Origin of the sequence: Shewanella vaxholmensis, assembly GCF_031932135.1 — a bacterium.
Classification (GTDB): Bacteria; Pseudomonadota; Gammaproteobacteria; order Enterobacterales; family Shewanellaceae; genus Shewanella; species Shewanella hafniensis.
Genome location: NZ_JAUOEV010000010.1, coordinates 21,484 through 43,189 on the forward strand (window position 1 = coordinate 21,484; position 21,706 = coordinate 43,189).

A 21,706-nucleotide genomic window follows, 5' to 3' on the forward strand; every position below is an offset into this window, starting at 1 on the left:
GTTGCGCTGGTCTCCTGCAAAGGTGCCAGCGCTTTTTTTATATTTTACAGCGCCTGAAAAACCATATTAAAAATCAGCTGAAAAAAAGCACTCTCTCGCATCGAACGTCTTTTTAAGTCGATACCCAAGCAACCTGAAGATACGAGTTTCAGAGTGCCTAGGGTGCTTCAATTCAAGGCGCATCAATGACAGAATGTCGGCCACCTTTTGAATTGATGCAACACGGAAGTGAAGTGCCCTAGGCACTCCTTCCTGGCGAGCTTTAACGCACTTTATGCAGTGTTGACTATTTTTAACTTAGCCCGCTAGGTCTGCAAATAGCCGCCTTGCCTAAAGTGCGTTAAATTCTCGCTGAATCCTGCATCTTCAGGTTGTTTGGGTATATAATCCCGCGCCATAGCCCTATCAGCAGGAAACGCCATGCACGACATCATTGAGCAACTCCAAGAACGCAGCGAAACTGTTCCTGTACCACTCGAATTACCCACATTTGAGCAGCTCGTCGAAGTCGAAGAGCAAATCCTGATTTCATTACCACGGGAGCTAAAAGAATACCTGCTGTATGCCAGTGATGTGATTTACGGCACGATAGAGCCAGTAACTGCATCGGATCCCTACTCACACACCTATCTGCCTGAAGTCACTTGTTATGCTTGGTCTATCGGCATGCCAAGGGACATGATTGCCATTTGTCAGCAAGGCGATGCCTTTTACTGTATCGACCAAGATGGCCAAGTGCATTTCTGGAAAAACGGCGGCTTTACCGATATCTATTGGGAGTCGTTCTGGGAATGGGTTGAAGAAATCTGGCTAAAGATTAAATACTAATTTTACTTTCATTGCATTGAGAACACGATTATGTCTAAAAACATTGGCTTGAATGCCATCGAAATGAGCTACTTACGCCAATCACTGAGCTTAAGTGCGGCTCAAGTTGGCACGCTAACTAACCATAGCGAAGCCGATGTATTAGCCTGGGAAAGTGGTGAACAAGCGGCACCTGAGCTGGCGCAAAAGAAACTGCTCGATATTGATGACATCATTGAGATGCAAGTACTTAACACCTGCGATGGCATTGAAGAATTATTTAAAAAAGAACCTAAGCGTCATTTAGCTTTCGTGGTGTACCCCACTCAAGCCACTTACACTCAATACAACCCCGAATTTTTAAGTTCATTGCCTTTTACTGAGCTGTACAACACGGCAGCTTGGCGCATCAAGAAAGAGTGCAAACTGGTCCTAGAAGTCGACGTCAGCTTAATCGCACTGGACGTGGAAGCCTATAAAGCCTTCCGTGAACCGACCAAAATGAGCGAAAGCCGTGAAAGCCGTGCTAAATGGGCCGCGACTCAGCTATAAGCGTGTAAATCCAGAAGCTTAGTACTCGCATTAACAGCAAGGGCAGATATCACTATCTGCCCTTTTTATATTCTCATAATGATTTTCAGATAATGGTGGGAATGCACCTGAATCATTCAAGGCTAAAATAATCAGCTACTCTGCCTGATTAACCCTTAGCAGCCACCACAGCATCCATCTTCTGCAAAGCCGATTGACGCGACGGCAGCGCAGACAACCTATCGCGATAAGCGGCGAGTTTGGGCGGAATGGCTTGTTCAAACAATGTACCCCACATTAAGGTATGGGCCAATAAAATATCCGCCACCGAAACGTCATCACCGAGCAAAAAATCACTTTCAGGCAACATGGCTTCGGCCAATGCAGCCGCCTTATCAAACTCCCATACCGCACAAGGCATGATCTGCGGATGACGCTGCTCCTCCGGTAAAGCAAACTTATGCTTACCCAAAGTCCAAAGCGGCTGCTCAAGCTCAGTAATGATGAAGCTCACCCATTGATGGTGCAAACCCGATGCGTTACTCCCTGCGGGTGGCAACAACTTACCCTCGCCATACTTTTCTGCTAGATAAAGGCAAATCGCCGCTGATTCAGATAACACTAACTCATCATCAGTTAGCACAGGCACTTTACCGCAGGGATTTATCGCTAAAAATGCCGCGCTGCGATGCGCACCTTTGGTCATATCCACAAAGGAAAAATCCCAATCAACGCCCAACTCTTCCAACACCCAAGCAACTCGTAATGCGCGACTGCGCGGTGTGCCATATAAAGTGATCATTGCAACGTCCTTTTAGTCCGTTTAATTCGTGTCCTAACGAAGATACACTGAGTTTGCGTTAGTGCAAATCTGCCCATAAAAAACGGCGCTTAATGCGCCGTTTCGATTTCACTACACTTTGATATAAAGCACGTAGGCTTAATATTAGAAGTTCATAGTGAGTTTAGTGTAGATGTAGCGACCCATAGGGTTATGTACTGAAATAACATAGCCGTAAAGGTCGGTATCACCGTCACCGATCGCAAATGGTGGCTCTTCGTCAAATACGTTGTTTACACCCAATGTCAGTTTGAACATTTCATTGAAGCGATAAGTACCTGACATGTCGACTAAGATTTGAGCATCAACCATACGAGACTTGTTGCTTTCGAAGTCGAGGACGCCATCAAAATTGATATCTGGTGTATCTTCAAACTCGCCGATATAACTCAGATTAATGTTGGCGGCAAAGTTATCCATAGTCCAGTTAGTAGTAAGTAACCAGCGATGTTGAGGGAACTTGTACTCACCGGTGTAATCTAGGCCATCTTTTTCGAAACTATGTAAATAACTGTACTCAAGTCCAAATTTCAGATCACCATAGCTATCCAACTCAACGCCATAATGACTCGAAACATCCATCCCTTGCACATCTTGTGAGCTTAGGTTGATAAAGCTTGAATGGATGATACTGATTGGACCTAAAGTCTGACCCACCTGTGGAGCTAAACGCTCACATACAGTGCTGTTTTGATCATTACAATTTGCGGTATAGATATCGCCTAACGGCTGTTTATCGATTTTGTTATCTTGTGTAATGCTATAGATATCAAAACCAACATCGAATTTCTGGCTTGGCGCCCAAATCATACCGACGTTCCAAGTTTCGGATTCCTCAGCATCCAGCTCCGAGTTGCCTTCAAATTCAGTGTTGTAATCTAAAGCTTCACAATCAACACTATCAGCAGCGCAGCGGTAAGTATCAATGAAGAAACTACTTTCACGCGATGGACCAAGACCTATTTGTGCTAAAGAAGGTGCACGGAAACCCGTAGACCAAGAAGCACGCGCCGTTATCTCGTCAGTCACTCCCCATTGGAAGGCAACTTTAGGGTTAGTCGTTGAACCAAAATCACTATAGTGATCATAACGACCAGCAAGTTGTAGCTCGAAGTTATCCGTTACCGGAATAGATAATTCAACATAAGCTGCATATTGCTCACGTGATGCCGCCGCAGAGACTGCTTCAGTACCAAAAATCAATCCACGTTGGAACTGTTCATCGGGCACATCGCTGACATCTTCTTCACGATATTCAGCTCCAGCCGCCATCATAATATCGCGACCAGCAAGGGTAAATGCTTGACCTGAAATGTTAGCTGCATAGGAAGTCATGTTTGACAAACCTTGGCGCACTAAACTAGTGGTAATGTCATCAATGACATCTTGGGAGTTCATGGTGCCACCGAAAGGATTATAGCGACCCGCATCGATTTCACGTTGTAAATAATCGGTTCTGACCCAACCTTGGCTGCGATCCCCCGTTTGAGTGGACTCACTGCGACCTTTTTGCACCGAAGCTTCCCAGTCCCAATCTTTAACTACGCCACGCAAACCTGCGACTAAACGAAGAGTATCAGACTCGATATCCCAACGACGCGCACCCGCATCAACGGTGCGGAAGCGACCAATTTCAATATCTTTCCCCCAAGGGCTATTTGGGTGAGTTCCTGGTACGGTTAAGCCTGCATCCTCATCAAGAGGTGTTGGTGCACCGCCCGCTTCCGACGTGTTGTGCTGGGCAGCTAATTCAAGGAAAGCAGTTAAATCATCATTGAAATGATATTCGAATTGCCCAATAGCTCCCACTCGTTCTGCAGAAGGAATAACAAGGTTATATGGCCCATAATCAAATACACAGCTGCCGCTTGGCGTCGCCCGATCAGGTGGACAGGCTGGATCTATGGTTTTCACCCCATCAACATAAAAATAACCAGGAAAACCACGGGAAGAACGGAAATCCTCACCGCCATAAGGAGTCTGATCTGCACTGCCGAAACGGCCTAAATCAGTCGCAGCTAAGGTACCATTTTTAAAATAATCGAGAATAACGGAGGCACTGCCCTTATCAGACTTCATCCCCCAAACCATGTTCGCCGTAGTTTCATCGTAACCCGTACCTGAAGCATCACCGTAGCCGAGATTGACTTCAATACCCTCAATGTCTTTCTTCAGGATAATGTTGACCACACCGGCAATCGCATCAGAACCATAAATAGCCGATGCACCGTCCTTGAGTATGTCGATACGTTCGATCGCTGAAACAGGGATATTATTGATATCAACGAAAGAATTAGTAATACCTTCAGCAAAAGCACTCGCAGCAACCCGACGACCGTTAATCAACACTAAGGTCGCATCAGGACCTAAACCACGCAAACTGATAGACGCGCCACCGTTGGCAGTTGAATCTTGGCTATTACCACGGGTAGAAAACGCACCAGCACCGTTCGCAGGCATACGTTCGAGCAATTGCTGTAGGTTATCGAATCCCATATTAGCAATATCGTCTTTGCTGATCGATTGGATCGGGGAAGGGCCTTCGATATCTGTACGTTTAATACGAGAACCCGTCACTTCAATACGTTCAACTTTTTCTGCGCCTTTATCGGCAGCATGGGCTATTGTTGGCGCAAATGCTAAAGCAATCGCGATGGCACAAGCACTGGGTAGAATCTGAGGTCTGTTCATACATATCCCTTGTTTTATCTATTTTATTAAAATTATATTAACCATTAGAAAACCATAAATTAACAATACACAAGGTAATGAGTTACAAACCAAAGTCAATGGGATCATAATGAAAGTTAAACTTTTGTTACATGTTGAGACAATATGCTTTCCTTCTGCGAGAATCAAAAAGGTCTAGGCACTAGAAAATTCAACTAACGAGACAAATCGTGGTACTTGAATATCAGAATTTAAGGAAGAAACATGGAAGACAAGATCATTCATCAAGCAGAGTTTGAGTCCAATCTAGGTTTGTATTGGTTGCTTTCAGGGGCCGCCTATTTCAGCCTCAGCATAGTCGGCATTCCCTTGTTATTGCTTTGGTTTCCAATCGGGCTGTGGGGAACTCGCCGCTATATTCGCAATATGAGTGCCGAGCTCACCAGTAATAAGTTGATTGTGCGCCGCGGAATATTAACTCGTACCGAAAACTCTGTACCTTTGGACAAAATTACCGATATGGCATTGATCCAAGGCCCAATTATGCGCCTATTTGGCCTGCATAAACTCACGGTAGAAACCGCAGGGCAATCGGGCGCAGGCGCCTTGATAAGCTTAGTCGGCATAGTTGATGCGCCTCAATTTAGAACCAGCGTATTAGAACAAAAAGAGCGTCTTACTCAGCGCCCACATTCAGCGAGTCCATCTGTACAACCTGATGATGCGTTATTACAAAACGTAGTCGAGATGGCAGCAAGCCTAAAACGAATTGAAGCCTTGCTCAGCCAAAAATTAAATAGATAAATTGAATAAAACGACTTTCAGTTCAATCACTTTCCCTTTAATGTTGAGCCACTCACTTAGCGTTAGCACAGCTTTAGCATGAGCGCAGCCTTAACATAAGGGCTTGTTCGATTCCCCAGATTAATTTTCAACAGGTACTTTTAATAACGACATGACTGAATCCTCGACAACCTCCCCTTCATCCTCTTGGATAACACACCTGACGCTTGGCATTAAAGCTATGGGGCCCGGTGTGCTTATGGCCGCAGCGGCGATTGGCGCATCGCATTTAGTCGCCTCGACTCGGGCGGGCGCCGAATTTGGCTGGCAATTGGCTTGGGTCATTTTAGGGGTGAATTTACTTAAGTATCCCTTCTTTGCCGCTGGCGCACGCTACACCGCCGCCACAGGGGAGAGTTTACTGCACGGTTACTTCAAACAGGGCCGAGGTTATTTGCTGCTATTTACTGGACTGAATGTGATCGCCGCCGTCGCCAGCACTGCGGGTGTTTGCATGCTCACCGCCGCTATGTTGACCCAATTTATTCCGCTTCCCATCGATTGGTTAGCCCTGCTGGTATTGCTGAGTTCTTTGGCTTTGCTGATTTTAGGCCATTATCAACTACTCGATAGACTCACTAAGATCATCATGTTCGCCCTAACCCTAACCACCTTAATTGCCGTGACCTTAGCTTGGGATCATGCTCAGCCATTAGCGAGCAATTTTGTCTCTCCCTCACCTTGGCAATGGGCCCATGTGGGATTTTTGGTCGCCATGATGGGCTGGATGCCGGCACCAATTGAAGTGAGCGCTTGGAACTCCCTCTGGTTGCTCGAAAAACAAAAAAGCCAGACGGTCACAAAAGCGCAGGCGCTGCTCGACTTTAACTTAGGCTATATCATCACCGCGATCCTCGCGATCGTGTTTCTGTCCTTGGGCGCCTTAGTGATGCACGGCAGTGGTAAGCACTTTTCTGATTCAGGCGCACAATTTGCTAATCAATTGATCAACCTTTACAGCCAAGTGATGGGTGGTGAAAGTCGTTATCTTATTGGGATTGTGGCTTTTCTCTGTATTTTTAGCACCACAGTAACCGTTATCGATGGCTACAGCCGCACCTTAGATATGGGCTGGCAATTACTCACCTCAAAGGCCAGTTCAGACAAACGCCTCACAGGGATCATGCTCGCCATCAGTGCCTTTGGCTTATTGCTGATCCTCTTCTTTAAAGGCGCACTGTTGCCGCTACTTGAGTTTGTGATGATTTTGGCCTTTATGACCACTGTCATTTTTGCTTGGTTAAACTACCGCTTAATGACCAGCAAACAGCTCCCCGAAGCCGATAGTTATGGCACTAAGATGAAGCTACTCTCTTGGTTGGGCATAAGTTATCTGCTGATTTTCGCGGCACTGTTTATCTATTGGTACAACGTCATTAAAAGCTAATTGCCAGAATGGTATCAATGCTATTTATGTCAGAGTCATAAATAGCATTCGCTACGCAGCGTTAAATTCCTGCTAAATTCTGCTTTTGAGGCGGTTTGGGTATATAATACCGCCTCTTAAACCAGACAGCGCAGCCGCGCCAAGAGATGACCATGATTAATAATGATATTTTGCGCCGTTTGCGCTTCGTGTTTGATTTCAACAATGCCAAAATGATTAAAATTTTTGCCAAAGCTGGAAGAGAAGTGCCAACAGAAGAGATCATTGCTCTGCTGCACAAAGAAGAGGAAGAAGGTTACAAAGCCTGTAATGACACCACTTTATGTCAGTTCCTAGACGGCCTTATCATCGAAAAGCGTGGCCTACGTGAAGGTGCAGAAATCCCAGCGCCAGTATCGCGTTTAAACAATAACTTAATCTTCAAAAAACTCAGAGTTGCCCTCGAAATGCGTGAAGAAGACATAGTTGCAGCCTTGGCTCTAGCCGAAGTGCAAATGTCAAAATCAGAACTGAGCGCGCTGTTCCGCAATCCGGATCATAAGAATTTTAAAGAGTGTGGCGATCAAATCCTGCGTAACTTTATTCGCGGCTTATCACTTAAGTATCGCGGTGAATAACGCAAAACATAAGTTTGTCACATCAAACGCAGCTTAGGCTGCGTTTTTTTTATATCCAATTTAAGCTATGCCTAAAGTTGCTTAGGCATAAACAACAGCATAACAATTCCATCTGAAGTACCTCATAAATCCTGTTTAAAACAGCTGACTTTTTTACTGCTGCAAAAAAAACCACAAATACCTCGTTCCACGGACAACAAAGATCACATTTCATGATAACCTTACGTGACTTACAGCACGTATTGACCACTTAAACAATAACTCAAAAGGTTACCCATGGACGATAATAAACGCCCCCTCTATCTTCCGTTTGCAGGACCTGCCATTCTTGAAGCCCCGCTGATTAACAAGGGCAGTGCATTTTCTGAAGAAGAGCGTATTTTCTTTAACCTCGAAGGCTTAGTTCCCTATGCCATTGAAACGATTGAGGAGCAGGCTTCCCGCGCCTACGATCAATTTAGAAGTTTCAACAACGACTTAGACAAGCATATTTACCTACGTAATATCCAAGACACTAACGAGACCTTATTTTATCGTTTAGTGCAAAATAACATCAGCGAGATGATGCCCATCATCTATACGCCGACGGTAGGTTTGGCTTGTGAACGTTTCTCGAAAAACTATCGCCGCAACCGTGGTTTGTTTATCTCTTATCCGAACAAAGATAGGATCGATGACATTCTCAATAACTCGACTCGCCAAAAAGTTAAAATCATCGTTGTTACCGACGGTGAACGTATTTTAGGCCTTGGCGATCAAGGTATTGGCGGCATGGGGATCCCTATTGGTAAGCTGTCACTCTACACTAGCTGTGGTGGCATCAGTCCGGCTTATACTCTGCCTATCACTTTAGACGTAGGCACAGATAATCCGCAGTTGTTAGAAGATCCTATGTATATGGGCTGGCGCCATCCGCGCATCGGTGGCGAAGAATACGCCGAGTTTATCGAAGCCTTTATGCAAGCTGTACATGTGCGTTGGCCAGACACTTTGATCCAATTCGAAGACTTTGCCCAAAAGAACGCCATGCCGATCTTAGAGCGTTATAAAGATCGCTATTGCTGCTTTAACGATGATATTCAAGGTACCGCTGCCGTTGCCGTCGGTTCATTGCTGGCCGCTTGTAAAGCTGCGGGTACTGAATTAAATCAACAACGCATTGCCTTCCTTGGTGCGGGTAGCGCAGGTTGCGGTATCGCCGAAGCTATCGTGGCGCAAATGGTGTCCGAAGGGATCAGCGACGAGCAAGCTCGCACTCAAGTGTGCATGGTTGACCGCTGGGGCTTATTGTTAGACAACATGCCTAACCTGTTGCCATTCCAGCAAAAATTGGCGCAGAAATGCACCAATATCCAAAACTGGAGTAATTTCAGCGACAATATTTCGCTATTGGATGTGGTTAACAACACTAAGCCGACCGTGCTGATTGGCGTGTCTGGCGTACCGGGTCTATTCACCGAAGAAATTATTCGCGCTATGCACAGCCATTGTGCCCGCCCGATTATTTTCCCACTGTCTAACCCAACCAGCCGTGTTGAAGCGACACCAAAAGACATTTTGCATTGGACTTCAGGTCAAGCATTAGTCGCCACGGGTAGCCCGTTCGAGCCAGTAGTGGTTGATGGTGAAACCTTTGAGATTGCCCAATGTAACAACAGCTTTATCTTCCCAGGTATTGGCTTAGGTGTTTTAGCCTCAGGTGCCCGCCACGTTTCCGATGCCATGTTAATGGCTTCTAGCCGCGCACTCGCGGAATGCTCACCACTGGCGATCGACGGTAGCGGCCCATTGTTACCTAAACTGGAAGATATCCACGCGGTCAGTAAACACATCGCTTTCGCTGTGGGTAAAGTTGCAGTTGAACAAGGGTTAACGCTACCAATGAGCGATGAAATCTTACAACAGTCAATTGAAGGCAATTTCTGGAGTCCAGAATATCGCCGCTACAAACGCACTTCGTTCTAAGCATAGCGTTGCCGCGACTTGAGTCGTGGCAAAGCAGCTTTAGCTAAGCGTTTGAGCCAACAAAAAGCCCGTCACTGCAAAGTGACGGGCTTTTGGATTTTCAGACTCAGCGCTTATTTCAATAAAAACTAAGGCGCCATCACCTGTTTAAAGCTATTGAGCATAGAGCGATCGGTACGTGCTTTTTTCAATTTACGTAGACTTTCTTTGAGCGACTCATCGGCTAAACGGGTAAAGATACCGTTATATTCTTGCTCTTGGATTTCACCATCAGTATCGGCCTGCTCAGAAATCTCTTGGGCAACACGGCTCAACTGCAACCAAGCATTCGCGATATAAAAACCATGGAATGCGGCTTGCTCCATGAGATTACGCGCGCTGGCAGGCAAGGATGCCCAAGCTTGGCTAAATTTGCCCTCTCTGTCTTCCAACAGTTCGGCGCACAGGCTTTGATATGCGGCTAATAATCCGTCAGGTAGTTTTGCCATTGGCAGCACTTTATTTGCGACATTGTAAGAAATCTGCTCGGCAGTTTCACGGTAAACAGCTGATAATTCACTCATAAAAAATCTCGATTAACATTCATTCAAAAAATAGACTTAAAACTGGCCACTCACATATAAACCATAAACGCCGTTACCCGCTATTGGTGTGACAGTAATACCTTCATAGGGCTGAGTAAAATACCAACCCGCTAGCGCACCAATTGCAGCACCCGCTAACACATCTTCTAGGTAATGTTGGTCGCTCGCCACTCGGGTATAGCCAACATACGATGCAGCGACATAGGCGGGTAAACCATATTGCCAGCCATAACGCTGCTGAATAAACGTCGCCGCCATAAAGCTATCTGAAGTATGACCCGATGGGAACGAATCGTCGCCACTACCGTCGGGTCTGTCTTTGCTCACACCATATTTTAGGCCTTCAACAATTAATCGACTCGATACTGCCGCCTGAATTAACTGCCAACTGCCGTCGTAACCGTCTTCATAGAATAATGTCGCGCCCATTGCCGTTGCGGGGAGCAATAGATGCAATACATCGCCCGAGGTTTCTAAATCTGAGCCCGCCCAGCTCGCGCCGCTCATCATGAGTAGGGCAGCACAAAGTAATTTTTTCAAGGGTGATTCCTTTTTAGGATGATTTCCAAGGCGAAGTTTATACCTTGATAGCTAGCTGAATGCAAAATTGCTATGCATCTATATTCAAAATGAACAAACAAGTTATGCTAAGCTCATTATTAGCTATTGATTTCAATGCGAACAGGAAACCTTTTTTGCTACGTCCACTTATATCTTTATCACTTACCTTTTGGCTGCTTCTACTGCCGCTCAGTCAGGCTATGGCAGAAGAAAAAACTCAGGTTGATAAGATATTTGAAAGATTTGAGAGCGGTGAACCCATGACCCGCGAAGCGCTCACGAGTAATCTAACGCTATTGAGCAAGCTGATTGCAACCGATGATATCCCCCGCAATGAAAAGCTGCAGCTACTTAAATGCTGGAATCAAAGTGCCGAAACGGATACTGACATAGCACTAGCTGTTAAAAATACGAGTCAAACACTGACCAATATTCCGCCGACCGCCTATCCGCATTTCATCACCGACCTCATGCTTTGTCATTCTTGGTTTTTGCAGTTAAATGGTGATGTAGATAGCGCGATGGAAGGTTATAACCTCAGCGTTAAGCGTGCCTATGAGCATGAAGATCTTAAACTAATTGCCGACTCACGTAGCCTTCGCGGCGCCCTGTATTCCTATATTGGCGATTTTTCTGCCGCATTAGACGACCTCATAACAGCGCAAGATCTCTACGAGTCACTGAATTTAACCGGCTGGGCTAACATCAATCTTGCCGATATGGCCACCAGCTTTAGACGTTATGGCGATCCCCAAAGTGCGATCCGTTATTACACTAAACTCAAAGCAGTTTATTTAAAGAACAATAACCAAGAACAGGCAATGAATGTCACCTCAGAGATAGGCCTTGCCTTAGATGAACTGGGTGAACATCAACAGGCCATAGATAACTTCTTGCTAAGCTACCAATACTTTAAGGAACATCAGCTGGAAAAAGTGGCCGCCACTATGGCGACGGATATTGCCTTTAGCTTAATCAAACTCCATCGTCTTAATGAAGCGGAAAAATATTTAACTGAAGCCGCTGCTGTGATTAACGAAAAAGATCATGCCGCTTATAGCTTTATGAAGCTCTTTATGGGCAATATCAAGTTTCAGCAAGCACGTTATAAAGAAGCGCTTACCGAACTCGAACAAGGGGAAAAAGCCTTTCGAACCCTGCAAAATGATCGGGGACTCACTCAACTATTACAGCTAAAAAGTGACGTCTATGCGGCCATGAATAATTTACCTGCGGCCTATGGCGCATTGCAGGAATTTGTAGCCCTCACCAAAAAGATCGACGACAACTCCTTCTCCCATCAAACCACAGAATTAAAAGTGAAGTTTGATACCACTAGGATTGAATCTGAAAATCAGCGCTTGATTGAAAACCAAAACCTTAAAGAACAAGAACTCGCGCTACTCGAGAAGAATAAATCATTACAACACATTATTTTATTATTGACGGGCTTTATCCTGACAATAGTGTCGATATTTGCGTATAAACAAGTACAGAGAAATCGCCAGCTGCAGGTCATTGCCCTTACGGATTACCTCACCAAACTCCCTAATCGTCGGCATATTTATGCCCAAGCCGCGCAGTATTTTCAGCAAGCCTTAAAACAACAAAGCCCTTTTTCGGTGATTATCTTTGATGCGGACCACTTCAAGAAAATTAACGATAACTTCGGCCATGAACTGGGCGATCGCGCCTTACTGACGATCGCAAGCGCAGGTAAAGCCCTAACGGGTAATAAAGATCTTATTGGCCGTATCGGTGGTGAAGAGTTTTTAATTCTCTTACCCAACACGGATGCTGAACGTGCTTGTGAACTTGCCCATCAGTTGCAAGCTCATATTAGCCGCCTAGGCGCAGAGGATTTACCCACTGAACTCAAATTGACCGTTAGCGCAGGAGTCGCAACCTTAGCGCCGCAACCAAATACTGAAAATACTTATCAAGACAGAGACTTTGCCAGCCTACTGAAACGTGCCGACGATGCCCTTTATGAGGCTAAAAATGCGGGAAGGAATTGTGTTAAAGCTGCCAAAAATGAGGCTACGTGCGAGAATTAAACGCTTTTATGCCAAAACACTTGATGCTGTAAGGGCGGTGGCAAAGCGCCAAACCATGTCTGATATAAACGACTAAACTCCCCTGAGTCTTTCATTTTCTCAAGCTCTGTTTGCCAACTCGTGACCGTAGCCGCCGACGTCCCTTTAGAAAAGGCTAAATAGAGATTAATCTCAGATACGACATACACTTGGCGTATATCTGCCTCACTTGCGCCCACTTCTTCAAGTATCTGCTTAACCGCAAGATCCGCTTGGCACCAGAAACGAATTCGAGAGAACAGTAATTGCTTAGCCGATTGCTGCGGAAAACTCGCCACCAGCAAGTTATCCACACCGGCTTGTTGTAACAGCTGCGCCCCAGCAGATTCTCGATAAACCCCCACAATATCTTTAGATTGAAGTTCGGCAAGTTGATCGAGTGCAATGGGATCTGCCGCCCTCGCATACAAAGCAATTTTGCTGGTTGCAATCGGGCCGATAAAATCGAAATGATCTTCACGCTCGTCATTAATAGACGTCGCAAAAAGTAAGACATTCGCCGAAGTATTGGCAATCGAATACGCCCGTGCCCAAGGTAACACATCAATTTTTTCACTCTGGCCCAGTCTCGATTGCAAGATATTGACTAAGTCCACCGCAAAACCTTGGGGAACGCCATCTTGCTCGTAACTCATTGGAGGCCAAGCTTCGGTCACCAATTTCAACTTATCAGGTACCGCAAAAACAAGATTAGGCATCAGGCCTAATAAGCTCATCGCAAGAAAACACGCCCTAAGGGGAAACGCACTCAGCATACGGATACCAAACGGGAAACATTAAACCTAATCATAGACTCAATCCCTGCTGCAAATAAACATATGCCCAAAGAAAATAGCCTCTCATTCATGCTCACTGAGTAAACTCGTCCGTAACAAGTGAAAACTTGCTATCATATTGCCACCTAGCCAAGAGCCTCACTGCAATGAATCCATGTCGACTTTAGCCAATCAAATCCCCAACCAATCCTATGCCAGCACGCTGTCGCGGCTCGCGTTGCAAATAAAAACGTGGGGAAAAGCACTCGGATTTGCACAAGTTGGCATTTGCGATACAGATTTAACGGCCGAAGAAGCCAAACTCCAAGCATGGCTAGACAAAGGGTTTCATGGCGAAATGGCGTATATGGCCACCCACGGGATGATGCGCGCTCGCCCGCAAGAATTGCATCCGGGCACAGTGCGAGTGATATCCGTACGGATGGACTATTTACCACCCGAAGCAGGCTTTGCCACAAATCTCACCGATCCCAACTTAGGTTATATCTCCCGTTATGCGGGTGGCCGCGACTATCACAAGTTGATCCGCGCTCGGCTTAAAAAACTGGGAGATCAAATCAGTGCAGAGTTAGTTGCGCTCGGTTTCGATGCCGCCGATTTCCGTCCCTTCGTCGACTCAGCGCCAGTACTCGAGCGCCCATTAGCCGAAAAAGCCGGTATAGGTTGGACAGGTAAACACTCACTCATACTCAACCATGAGGCGGGTAGTTGGTTCTTTTTAGGTGAGCTACTGATCAATTTGCCTCTGCCTGTGGATATTCCAATCCAAGAAGGCTGTAACAGTTGCGTCGCCTGCATCACCTCCTGCCCAACAGGTGCAATCGTAGAACCTTATGTGGTCGATGGCAGACGCTGTATTTCCTATCTCACCATCGAGCTGCAAGGCGCTATTCCTGAAGAATTTAGGCTACTTATGGGCAATCGCATCTATGGCTGCGATGATTGTCAGCTCGTGTGCCCCATCAATCGCCAAGCGCCACTCACAGCCGAAACCGACTTCCATATTCGTCCCCAGTTAAAACAGCCCGACCTTCTCAGCCTTTTTGCTTGGAGCGAGGCCGAATTTCTAAAGCAAACCGAAGGCAGCGCCATTCGCCGAATTGGTCATAAACGCTGGCTACGTAATATCGCAGTCGCGCTGGGTAACGCCCCCGCAAGCCCAAGCATTATTGCCGCACTTAACGCCCGCAATGACAGTGACGATATCGATGAGATAGTGCGTGAACATATCGAATGGGCGCTCAATGCTCAGCAATCGCGCCTTGCCGACACCGCCGCAACTGAACAACAAAAAGCGCGACGCAAAACCCAACGCATGGTGCGTATTATCGAAAAGGGTTTACCGCGAGATGCTTAATTTTTCCCCAATAATTATCTATGTTATTGAATAGCTGAGAATCGCTATTAGCCCATCACTGCGATTAAACATTAATATTGAACATTACCAATCGACCTTCGCGTTTGCCTAATTTGCAAATGAAACAAGACAACGGATGCATCAGCATCCGTTGTCTTTTTACTCACTAAGCTCAGTTTAAAACTCTCACTCAAGCATAAATATTAGCCAAGGCGGCGACGCAGTTCGCGGGTAGCATCGACCATGTTTTTCAATGCAGGTTCGACTTCATCCCAAGTGCGGGTTTTTAGGCCACAATCTGGGTTGACCCACAGTTGACGCACGGGTACTTTCTGCGCGGCTTTCTCAATTAAGTGCACCATTGCCTCCACACTTGGGGTGTTTGGTGAATGAATGTCATATACACCGGGGCCAATTTCATTTGGATATTCAAAATCTTCAAAGGCGTTGAGTAACTCCATCCGCGAACGCGACGTCTCGATTGTGATCACATCAGCATCCATGGCAGCAATCGCGGCAATCGTGTCGTTAAACTCGCTGTAACACATGTGGGTGTGGATTTGAGTCTCATCAGTCACGCCAGCAGCGCTGAGTTTAAAGGCATTCACCGCCCAATCTAAATAGGTTTGCCACTCACTTTGTTTCAATGGCAAACCTTCACGGAAGGCAGGTTCATCAATTTGAATAATGCCAATCCCCGCATTTTGTAAATCGACCACTTCATCACGAATCGCCAGCGCCAGTTGTGTCGCAATCGCATCGCGGCTGATATCTTCACGGGCGAATGACCAATGCAGAATTGTCACAGGCCCCGTCAACATGCCTTTTACGGGCTTGTCGGTAAGACTCTGGGCAAACTCAGCCCACTCGACTGTCATGGCTTTTGGACGACTCACATCGCCGTAAATCAAGGGTGGCTTAACACATCGTGAGCCATAGCTTTGCACCCAGCCATTTTTACTAAAACCAACGCCGGCTAACTGCTCGCCGAAGTACTCCACCATGTCGTTACGTTCGGCTTCACCGTGCACGAGTACGTCGATACCCAGTTTTAGTTGGCGTTCGATAGTATCGCGGGTCACTTGCTGTAACTGCTCTGTATATTGCGCATCGTTGAGCTCCCCCTTACGCCAGCGGCTGCGTAGTCCGCGGATTGCCGGTGTTTGTGGGAACGAACCTATGGTAGTGGTGGGTAACAGAGGTAAATGGTATTTTTGCTGCTGCACGCTTTGGCGCACACTGAAATCACTGACACGCTCGTAATCCGCAGTGGTTAATGCCGCAACACGCTCAATCACTTGCTTATCTGCAGCCTGCGCTTTGGCTTGACGACGAGCGATACAAAAAGTACTGATTTTTTGTGCTTCATCCGAATTAGGCGCCAACAATAATTGGCGAATTTTGCTCAATTCCAACAGTTTCTGCTTAGCAAAGGCTAACTGCTTACGCAGCACAGGTAATAGTTTGACTTCAACATCTAAATCGACTGGGCTGTGCAGCAATGAACATGATGTGCCAATCCACAGACGATCGCCTAAATCACGCGCCACTGCGCCAATACGCTCAGCAATCAAATCGATTTCTGCCGCCCACACGTTACGGCCATTAACCACGCCCACCGACAAAATTTGCTCACTGCGCAACGCATTTGCAAACACAGCCAGTTGTTCTGGCGCAGTAACTAAATCTAAGTGCAAACCAGCAACAGGCAAGGCAGATACTAGGGCTTGATGATGCACAATACCGCCATAATAACTCGCCAAAAGAACCTTGACGTTTATAGTGCTTAGCGCTTGATAAGTCTCTGCTATCGCCGCTTGCCACTGCGCGTCTAACTCTAATGCCAACACAGGCTCATCTAACTGCACCCATTCCACACCTTGGGCGGCGAAACGCGCCAAGATGTCAGCATAAGCTGTTAATAAATGAGGCAATAAACTTAACTTATCGAACTCTTGACCCACAGTTTTAGCAAGGTGCAAGTAACTAACAGGGCCGAGTAGCACAGGTTTTGCTTTATAGCCTAGCGCTTGCGCTTCGCTGACTTCATCAAAAAACTGCTCGTAAGCAATCGAAAACTCTTGGTTTTGCGTCAGCTCTGGCACCAAATAATGATAATTAGTATTGAAATATTTGGTCATTTCAGAGGCTGGCGCATCTTGGCCTGTCGGCGCTCTGCCGCGGGCAACGCGGAATAAAGTATCGAGATCGATAGCGCCTTCACCACGATGACGCTCAGGGATGGCATTCAAGGTCGCACTCAGGGTTAATACTTGATCGTAAAAGGCAAAATCCCCCACGGGCACTTGCTCGACGCCCGCTGCGGTTTGCCACTGCCAATGGGTACGGCGCAGTTCACTCGCTACTTCACATAATTCGGCTTGAGTACTCTCACCACGCCAGTATTTTTCTAAGGCAAATTTCAATTCACGTCGACGCCCGATACGGGGAAACCCAAGACTATTTAATTGCATACCCTATCTTCCTTTATTTGAGATAAGCCAAATTCGGCACTTGCACCCACCAGATTGTGTTCTCTTGGCACTTTTCAGTATTTCCGCCTTGATAAATAACAATGGGCGTCTGGACGTCTAGAAGTTTATTGTGTTAGTCTCTATTCCAGCAACCGAATTGATTTCAAGCACAACATGAGCGAAATTCACCTGGAGTGAACATGATCGAACTAAGACATCTGCGAACCTTAATGGCCCTGAAGGAAAGTGGCAGTTTGGCGGGCGCAGCCAAAAAACGTTTTGTCACTCAATCCGCCCTCTCCCACCAAATAAAGGAGTTGGAGCAAAGGATTAACTCGCCTATTTTTGTGCGTAAAAGTAAGCCGCTGTCATTCACCCAAGAAGGTGCGCGTCTGCTTCATCTCGCGGAAGAGATTTTGCCTAAGGTGCTAGAAACCGAGACAGATCTTAAGAATGGCCTTGAAACCGAAACCAATCAGTTACGTGTCGGCATTGAGTGTCACAGCTGTTTTCGCTGGTTAATGCCTGTGATGGAGCAATTTAGACAAGAACATCCCCAAGCCGAGTTAGACTTGTCGAGCCGTCACTTGTTTGACTCGCTCAATGCCCTAGAAATGGGCGAACTGGATATAGTGCTGACCTCAGATCCTGTGCCTGGGCATTCACTTGCTTATCAGCATTTGTTTGATTTTGAAGTAAAGTTAGTGGTTGCTAAAGATCATCCGCTAGCGAAAGAGCCCTATGTCACCCCTAAGCAATTAGCGCGTTTACCGATAATTAGCTATCCCGTACCGCTGACGCGTTTAGACATTTATCGCCACTTTTTAGAACCTGCGGGCATAGAAGCGGGTGAGCAAAAAACCTGTGATTTGACCATGATGTTATTGCAACGTATCGCCTGCAAAGATGGTATCGCTGCCCTGCCGAACTGGTCGATAAATGAAGGTCACGGCTTAAGCCTTACTACGGTAAAGCTAGGACAAGAAGGCTTAAAACGGCCTCTATTTGGCGCCTATCGCCGCCATAGTGCTAACTCAACATTGATCCAAAATTGGTTACAACTGGTGGCGAGTGAAGGTTTATCTCGCCAGCAGAAGACAAATTAATACCGGTAAAATCTAATAAAGAAGCCTGCGAATGCAGGCTTTTTTATTGAATTAAATGGTTATTTTATTCGTTCAAACCGTTATTTGTCGCATCTAAATATTACAGCGGATTCATCAATAGACCACGCATAGACAATACGCGGCGCAGGATTAAACCAGGGGAATTCGAATTACGGGTCTGACGCAAATTATGGGCAATCATAAACTCTTGGCGTAAATCCTGATCTAAATCTAACGCTTCGAACGCTTCAATGGTTAATGTCTGCTGTTGATTATCAATCAATGACTTGATTACACTTAAAGGGAATGATTGTTCGGCATTAGCATTTAAATAGGCAAATGCGGTCAGTGCAATAATTTGGCCGAACACACTGAACAGGGCCAAGGTTTGCACTTCATCAGCATCAACCTCGACGCCTTCCATATCCGCTAAACTGTCCACCGCATCCGTTGCAATATCTTCAGTCAACTTCCAATAACCTTGGACCAACTTTTTATAGGGCTGCGGCAGCTCATCGAGACGCTCTTTCAGATAAAACGTAAAGGCATAGCGATAGATATTCACTTGACCTAAGCGGATCAAAGCTTCTTTCAAGGAGCGAGTTTTATGATTTTCCACTACAGCTGCCTGTGCGGAATTGCTGCGCATTAACATGTGCGCCGCCAATGCGGGGTCACTCGAGATAATGTCGATCACGTTACGAATGTCGCCTTCAGCAAGGATCGCTTTTTTGAGTGGTATTAAAATCCCTCGGCGGCCAATCACTTGCTCTTCGTTCGCAATGATAGCTCTAACTTGAGTAAAAACCTGTTGCTCAAGATCAGTCATAAGACACTTTGCACCTGTTTATTAACAATAAGATGATTCGGTTACAGCTCACATCATACCTAAAATACTAAGAATTTCAGCCATAAACAGCAGAGTAAAACATAAATTACTACTGTTTAGTTATTGCTGCCCGCTAATCACTATAGATAACGACAATTAAACCACTCTACTGAAACGATATTCAAGACTATACCTATTTTAAGATTTATTCCTTGAACCAAGCCTAAAAAATATAAAGCCAGACTGAGTCTGGCTTTATCGATAGCTGGCGAATCAATGCCTAGAAGCGATAACCAAGGGTAAAACGAATATCGCGGCCTCGACCAGAGTAATAACTATCACCCCAAAGGCCACCGTAATAGCCTGCGCTGACATAGTCTTTATCAAATAGGTTATCGATACGCAGGCTGGCAAGCCAAGCATCACGGTTGTAGTTCAAGGCTAAATTACCAAGCACGTAACTAGATAACTTATCGCCTTCGTTACCGTTATTGCCTTCAATAAAACGATCACCCGTGTAGATAGCTTCGGCAAACACCTGGAAATGCTCAGCAAAATCCATGCTGACATAACCGCGCCCTGTGTGTTTTGCCACCCAAGACAGCTCTTTGCCATCATTGATACCGTCAGTAAATTCAGCATCGATATAGTTATACTCTAGCCCTAGTTGTACTGCTTTAGTCACCTGCCAATCCCAATCGGCACTTGCGCCATAACGACGTGAAGCGTCAGCATTGACATTTGCGCCATCGAAATTACCACCAATAGGTTTAGTGGCGCTTGAGTCATACACAATTTCATCTTCTAAATCGAGACGGTATAAGCTCACTCGTAGGGTTTGGCTAGCAAGAGTCCAATCCCAACCCGCTTCATAGGAGCGACCCGTCTGCGGCTTTAAGCCAAGTACACCAGGCGATGTATAAGCTTGCTCATCCACTTTGGCAAAACGGAAGTTTTCATCGCCACGTAGATAGAATCTGTGATCTGTATTAGGACGGTAGTTTAGGCCGAACTCGAATGCAGTAGCATCTTCATCTAAATCGATACCACTAGGATAAACTTTGCGATCGACTAACTCGTCGGTCACCCGCGCATATCGCCCACCCACAACATAACTTAGGGTATGACTTAATGGCACAGTGGCTTGTAAGTAAGCACTTTGTGTTTGCTGCACATTACTGCGCGCCATAGTGTCAAAATCAGCCTTACCACGGCTAATGTCTAAACCTGTGACTAGGTTTAGCTCACCTTGACGCGTACTGTAGTTAGCTAACGCTTTAGGACTAAACATCAACAGTGATCGCGTATTACGGCTCTGTCCCCAGTTCAATGATGACACTAAGGTATCGCTGTAATCTAAATCCGCCGCCAGCGCCCAGTTTTGATTGAGCTGATGCTGGTAACCCGTACGCGCCGCAGTGGTCATTTCGTGAGAATATTGCTTATCGTTCCCAGAGTCACGTGGGTTGTCTTTAAATTGATCTTTTGTAAGCGAGCCAGGATTTTCACGGTCATCATCGTAATAGCTGGTTTCAACGAAGAACGAGTCTGTGGCCGTTTTATATTGAATGCGGCCAAGAATAGAGCCGGTTTCGTTAGCATTATGTTTGCGATAGTTGTCACCTTGGTTGTAACTACCGGTGAAAAAGTAACGCCAATCTTTGTTGATCGCGCCAGACACATCACCGCGACCTTCATAGGTATCAAAGCTGCCGCCGGATAACTGTACGCTACCGCCGGTATTTTCAGGGGATTTAGTGACAATATTGATCACGCCGCCCACGGCTTGGTCACCATAAAGCACACCCGCACTACCCGATAAAATTTCGATGCGCTCGACTTGGTTAAGCGGAATGGCATTAAGACTAGGGGCAGCAATATCGATATTATTGAGGCGACGACCATCAAGTAAAATCAGCGTGTTATTCACAGCAGTGCTGGCGCTAAAGCCACGCATCGCAAAACTAGTACCGATGTTATTATCTGAAATTTGAATACCACTTTGACCGCGTAAAACCTCAGTCACACTAGTGGCACCGCTCATTTCAATCGCCGCAGCGTCAATCACATTCACATTCGCGGCAATATTTAACGGGGTATTGTCAGAGCGGCCGATCACGACAAGATGCTCGTCGACTTTCGCTGTGCTGCTAGCGTCAGCCGCCATAGCGGGCGCGATAACGGAAAAACTGCAAAGGCTACCGATCAGCAGCGCGATTTTGGTTGGATTTGTTCCCATTTTACCTTTAACTCCTGCAAGGA

The 21,706-nt window shown here is 46.1% G+C and carries 17 protein-coding genes; 9 read left to right on the forward strand and 8 right to left on the reverse strand.

Annotation, left to right across the window (positions count from 1 at the left end; translation table 11 throughout):
* Positions 1-420 precede the first annotated feature (420 nt).
* Together Q4Q46_RS10475 and Q4Q46_RS10480 are read left to right on the forward strand one after the other, a co-directional pair.
* On the forward strand, positions 421-828 hold the full coding sequence (locus Q4Q46_RS10475) for an SMI1/KNR4 family protein (RefSeq protein ID WP_011845817.1): 408 nt from the start codon (positions 421-423) through the stop codon (positions 826-828).
* Positions 829-858: 30 nt separating this feature from the next.
* Positions 859-1,359: a DUF4447 family protein gene (locus tag Q4Q46_RS10480; RefSeq protein ID WP_107403792.1), complete on the forward strand. Its 501-nt coding sequence runs from the start codon at positions 859-861 to the stop codon at positions 1,357-1,359.
* A gap of 148 nt (positions 1,360-1,507) precedes the next feature.
* On the opposite strand, the gene Q4Q46_RS10485 is transcribed toward Q4Q46_RS10480, so the two are convergent.
* Positions 1,508-2,140: a glutathione S-transferase family protein gene (locus Q4Q46_RS10485; protein ID WP_011845816.1), complete on the reverse strand. Its 633-nt coding sequence runs from the start codon at positions 2,138-2,140 to the stop codon at positions 1,508-1,510.
* Positions 2,141-2,284: 144 nt separating this feature from the next.
* Positions 2,285-4,870 (reverse strand): TonB-dependent receptor, encoded by a 2,586-nt coding sequence (locus Q4Q46_RS10490; RefSeq protein ID WP_311905910.1) that lies wholly within the window; start codon positions 4,868-4,870, stop codon positions 2,285-2,287.
* 243 nt (positions 4,871-5,113) lie between these two features.
* On the opposite strand from Q4Q46_RS10490, the gene Q4Q46_RS10495 reads away from it, so the two are divergent.
* The 4 genes from Q4Q46_RS10495 (at position 5,114) to Q4Q46_RS10510 (ending at position 9,661) form a co-directional block, all read left to right on the forward strand.
* On the forward strand, positions 5,114-5,653 hold the full coding sequence (locus Q4Q46_RS10495; RefSeq protein ID WP_311905911.1) for a PH domain-containing protein: 540 nt from the start codon (positions 5,114-5,116) through the stop codon (positions 5,651-5,653).
* A gap of 151 nt (positions 5,654-5,804) precedes the next feature.
* On the forward strand, positions 5,805-7,079 hold the full coding sequence (locus Q4Q46_RS10500; RefSeq protein WP_311905912.1) for an NRAMP family divalent metal transporter: 1,275 nt from the start codon (positions 5,805-5,807) through the stop codon (positions 7,077-7,079).
* A 152-nt stretch (positions 7,080-7,231) separates the two neighbouring features.
* On the forward strand, positions 7,232-7,696 hold the full coding sequence (locus Q4Q46_RS10505) for a YehS family protein (RefSeq protein WP_006080239.1): 465 nt from the start codon (positions 7,232-7,234) through the stop codon (positions 7,694-7,696).
* Between the two features lie 276 nt (positions 7,697-7,972).
* Complete coding sequence (locus Q4Q46_RS10510; protein WP_006080238.1) at positions 7,973-9,661, forward strand: NAD-dependent malic enzyme; 1,689 nt, start codon at positions 7,973-7,975, stop codon at positions 9,659-9,661.
* A 128-nt stretch (positions 9,662-9,789) separates the two neighbouring features.
* Here Q4Q46_RS10510 and Q4Q46_RS10515 read toward each other — a convergent pair whose 3' ends face one another.
* Entirely contained in the window at positions 9,790-10,224 is a 435-nt protein-coding gene (locus Q4Q46_RS10515) for a DUF3069 domain-containing protein (protein ID WP_006084096.1), read from the reverse strand.
* A 36-nt stretch (positions 10,225-10,260) separates the two neighbouring features.
* Positions 10,261-10,785, reverse strand: a complete 525-nt coding sequence (locus Q4Q46_RS10520; protein ID WP_011845810.1) for a phosphatase PAP2 family protein — start codon at positions 10,783-10,785, stop codon at positions 10,261-10,263.
* A gap of 155 nt (positions 10,786-10,940) precedes the next feature.
* Here Q4Q46_RS10520 and Q4Q46_RS10525 point away from each other — a divergent pair, with 155 nt between their 5' ends.
* Positions 10,941-12,863, forward strand: coding sequence for a tetratricopeptide repeat-containing diguanylate cyclase (locus Q4Q46_RS10525; protein WP_311905913.1), 1,923 nt, complete (start codon positions 10,941-10,943; stop codon positions 12,861-12,863).
* Here Q4Q46_RS10525 and Q4Q46_RS10530 read toward each other — a convergent pair.
* Positions 12,860-13,657, reverse strand: coding sequence for a substrate-binding periplasmic protein (locus Q4Q46_RS10530; RefSeq protein ID WP_259509681.1), 798 nt, complete (start codon positions 13,655-13,657; stop codon positions 12,860-12,862). The genes Q4Q46_RS10525 and Q4Q46_RS10530 overlap by 4 nt on opposite strands.
* A 175-nt stretch (positions 13,658-13,832) precedes the next feature.
* Here Q4Q46_RS10530 and queG point away from each other — a divergent pair, with 175 nt between their 5' ends.
* Complete coding sequence (gene queG, locus Q4Q46_RS10535; protein WP_311905914.1) at positions 13,833-15,035, forward strand: tRNA epoxyqueuosine(34) reductase QueG; 1,203 nt, start codon at positions 13,833-13,835, stop codon at positions 15,033-15,035.
* Between the two features lie 203 nt (positions 15,036-15,238).
* Here the strand turns inward: queG and metE are convergent, their stop codons facing one another.
* Positions 15,239-17,509 (reverse strand): 5-methyltetrahydropteroyltriglutamate--homocysteine S-methyltransferase, encoded by a 2,271-nt coding sequence (metE, locus tag Q4Q46_RS10540; RefSeq protein ID WP_311905915.1) that lies wholly within the window; start codon positions 17,507-17,509, stop codon positions 15,239-15,241.
* A 200-nt stretch (positions 17,510-17,709) separates the two neighbouring features.
* Here metE and Q4Q46_RS10545 point away from each other — a divergent pair, with 200 nt between their 5' ends.
* A complete protein-coding gene (locus Q4Q46_RS10545) occupies positions 17,710-18,615 on the forward strand; it encodes a LysR family transcriptional regulator (RefSeq protein ID WP_220591102.1) in 906 nt (301 codons plus the stop codon).
* A 100-nt stretch (positions 18,616-18,715) separates the two neighbouring features.
* Here the strand turns inward: Q4Q46_RS10545 and Q4Q46_RS10550 are convergent, their stop codons facing one another.
* Entirely contained in the window at positions 18,716-19,444 is a 729-nt protein-coding gene (locus Q4Q46_RS10550) for an HDOD domain-containing protein (protein ID WP_311905916.1), read from the reverse strand.
* A gap of 280 nt (positions 19,445-19,724) precedes the next feature.
* Positions 19,725-21,683 carry a TonB-dependent receptor gene (locus Q4Q46_RS10555; RefSeq protein WP_311905917.1) on the reverse strand — a complete coding sequence of 653 codons (1,959 nt, stop codon included), beginning with the start codon at positions 21,681-21,683 and terminating at the stop codon, positions 19,725-19,727.
* Positions 21,684-21,706 lie beyond the last annotated feature (23 nt).

Excerpts from the sequence above, each read along its gene's own strand:
- metE (WP_311905915.1), bottom strand. The coding sequence starts at position 17,509 with ATGCAATTAAATAGTCTTGGGTTTCCCCGTATCGGGCGTCGACGTGAA.
- Q4Q46_RS10550 (WP_311905916.1), bottom strand. The coding sequence starts at position 19,444 with ATGACTGATCTTGAGCAACAGGTTTTTACTCAAGTTAGAGCTATCATT.
- Q4Q46_RS10510 (WP_006080238.1), top strand. The coding sequence starts at position 7,973 with ATGGACGATAATAAACGCCCCCTCTATCTTCCGTTTGCAGGACCTGCC.
- Q4Q46_RS10515 (WP_006084096.1), bottom strand. The coding sequence starts at position 10,224 with ATGAGTGAATTATCAGCTGTTTACCGTGAAACTGCCGAGCAGATTTCT.
- Q4Q46_RS10505 (WP_006080239.1), top strand. The coding sequence starts at position 7,232 with ATGATTAATAATGATATTTTGCGCCGTTTGCGCTTCGTGTTTGATTTC.
- Q4Q46_RS10475 (WP_011845817.1), top strand. The coding sequence starts at position 421 with ATGCACGACATCATTGAGCAACTCCAAGAACGCAGCGAAACTGTTCCT.
- Q4Q46_RS10485 (WP_011845816.1), bottom strand. The coding sequence starts at position 2,140 with ATGATCACTTTATATGGCACACCGCGCAGTCGCGCATTACGAGTTGCT.
- Q4Q46_RS10530 (WP_259509681.1), bottom strand. The coding sequence starts at position 13,657 with ATGCTGAGTGCGTTTCCCCTTAGGGCGTGTTTTCTTGCGATGAGCTTA.
- Q4Q46_RS10555 (WP_311905917.1), bottom strand. The coding sequence starts at position 21,683 with ATGGGAACAAATCCAACCAAAATCGCGCTGCTGATCGGTAGCCTTTGC.
- Q4Q46_RS10500 (WP_311905912.1), top strand. The coding sequence starts at position 5,805 with ATGACTGAATCCTCGACAACCTCCCCTTCATCCTCTTGGATAACACAC.
- Q4Q46_RS10480 (WP_107403792.1), top strand. The coding sequence starts at position 859 with ATGTCTAAAAACATTGGCTTGAATGCCATCGAAATGAGCTACTTACGC.
- queG (WP_311905914.1), top strand. The coding sequence starts at position 13,833 with ATGTCGACTTTAGCCAATCAAATCCCCAACCAATCCTATGCCAGCACG.
- Q4Q46_RS10545 (WP_220591102.1), top strand. The coding sequence starts at position 17,710 with ATGATCGAACTAAGACATCTGCGAACCTTAATGGCCCTGAAGGAAAGT.
- Q4Q46_RS10490 (WP_311905910.1), bottom strand. The coding sequence starts at position 4,870 with ATGAACAGACCTCAGATTCTACCCAGTGCTTGTGCCATCGCGATTGCT.
- Q4Q46_RS10495 (WP_311905911.1), top strand. The coding sequence starts at position 5,114 with ATGGAAGACAAGATCATTCATCAAGCAGAGTTTGAGTCCAATCTAGGT.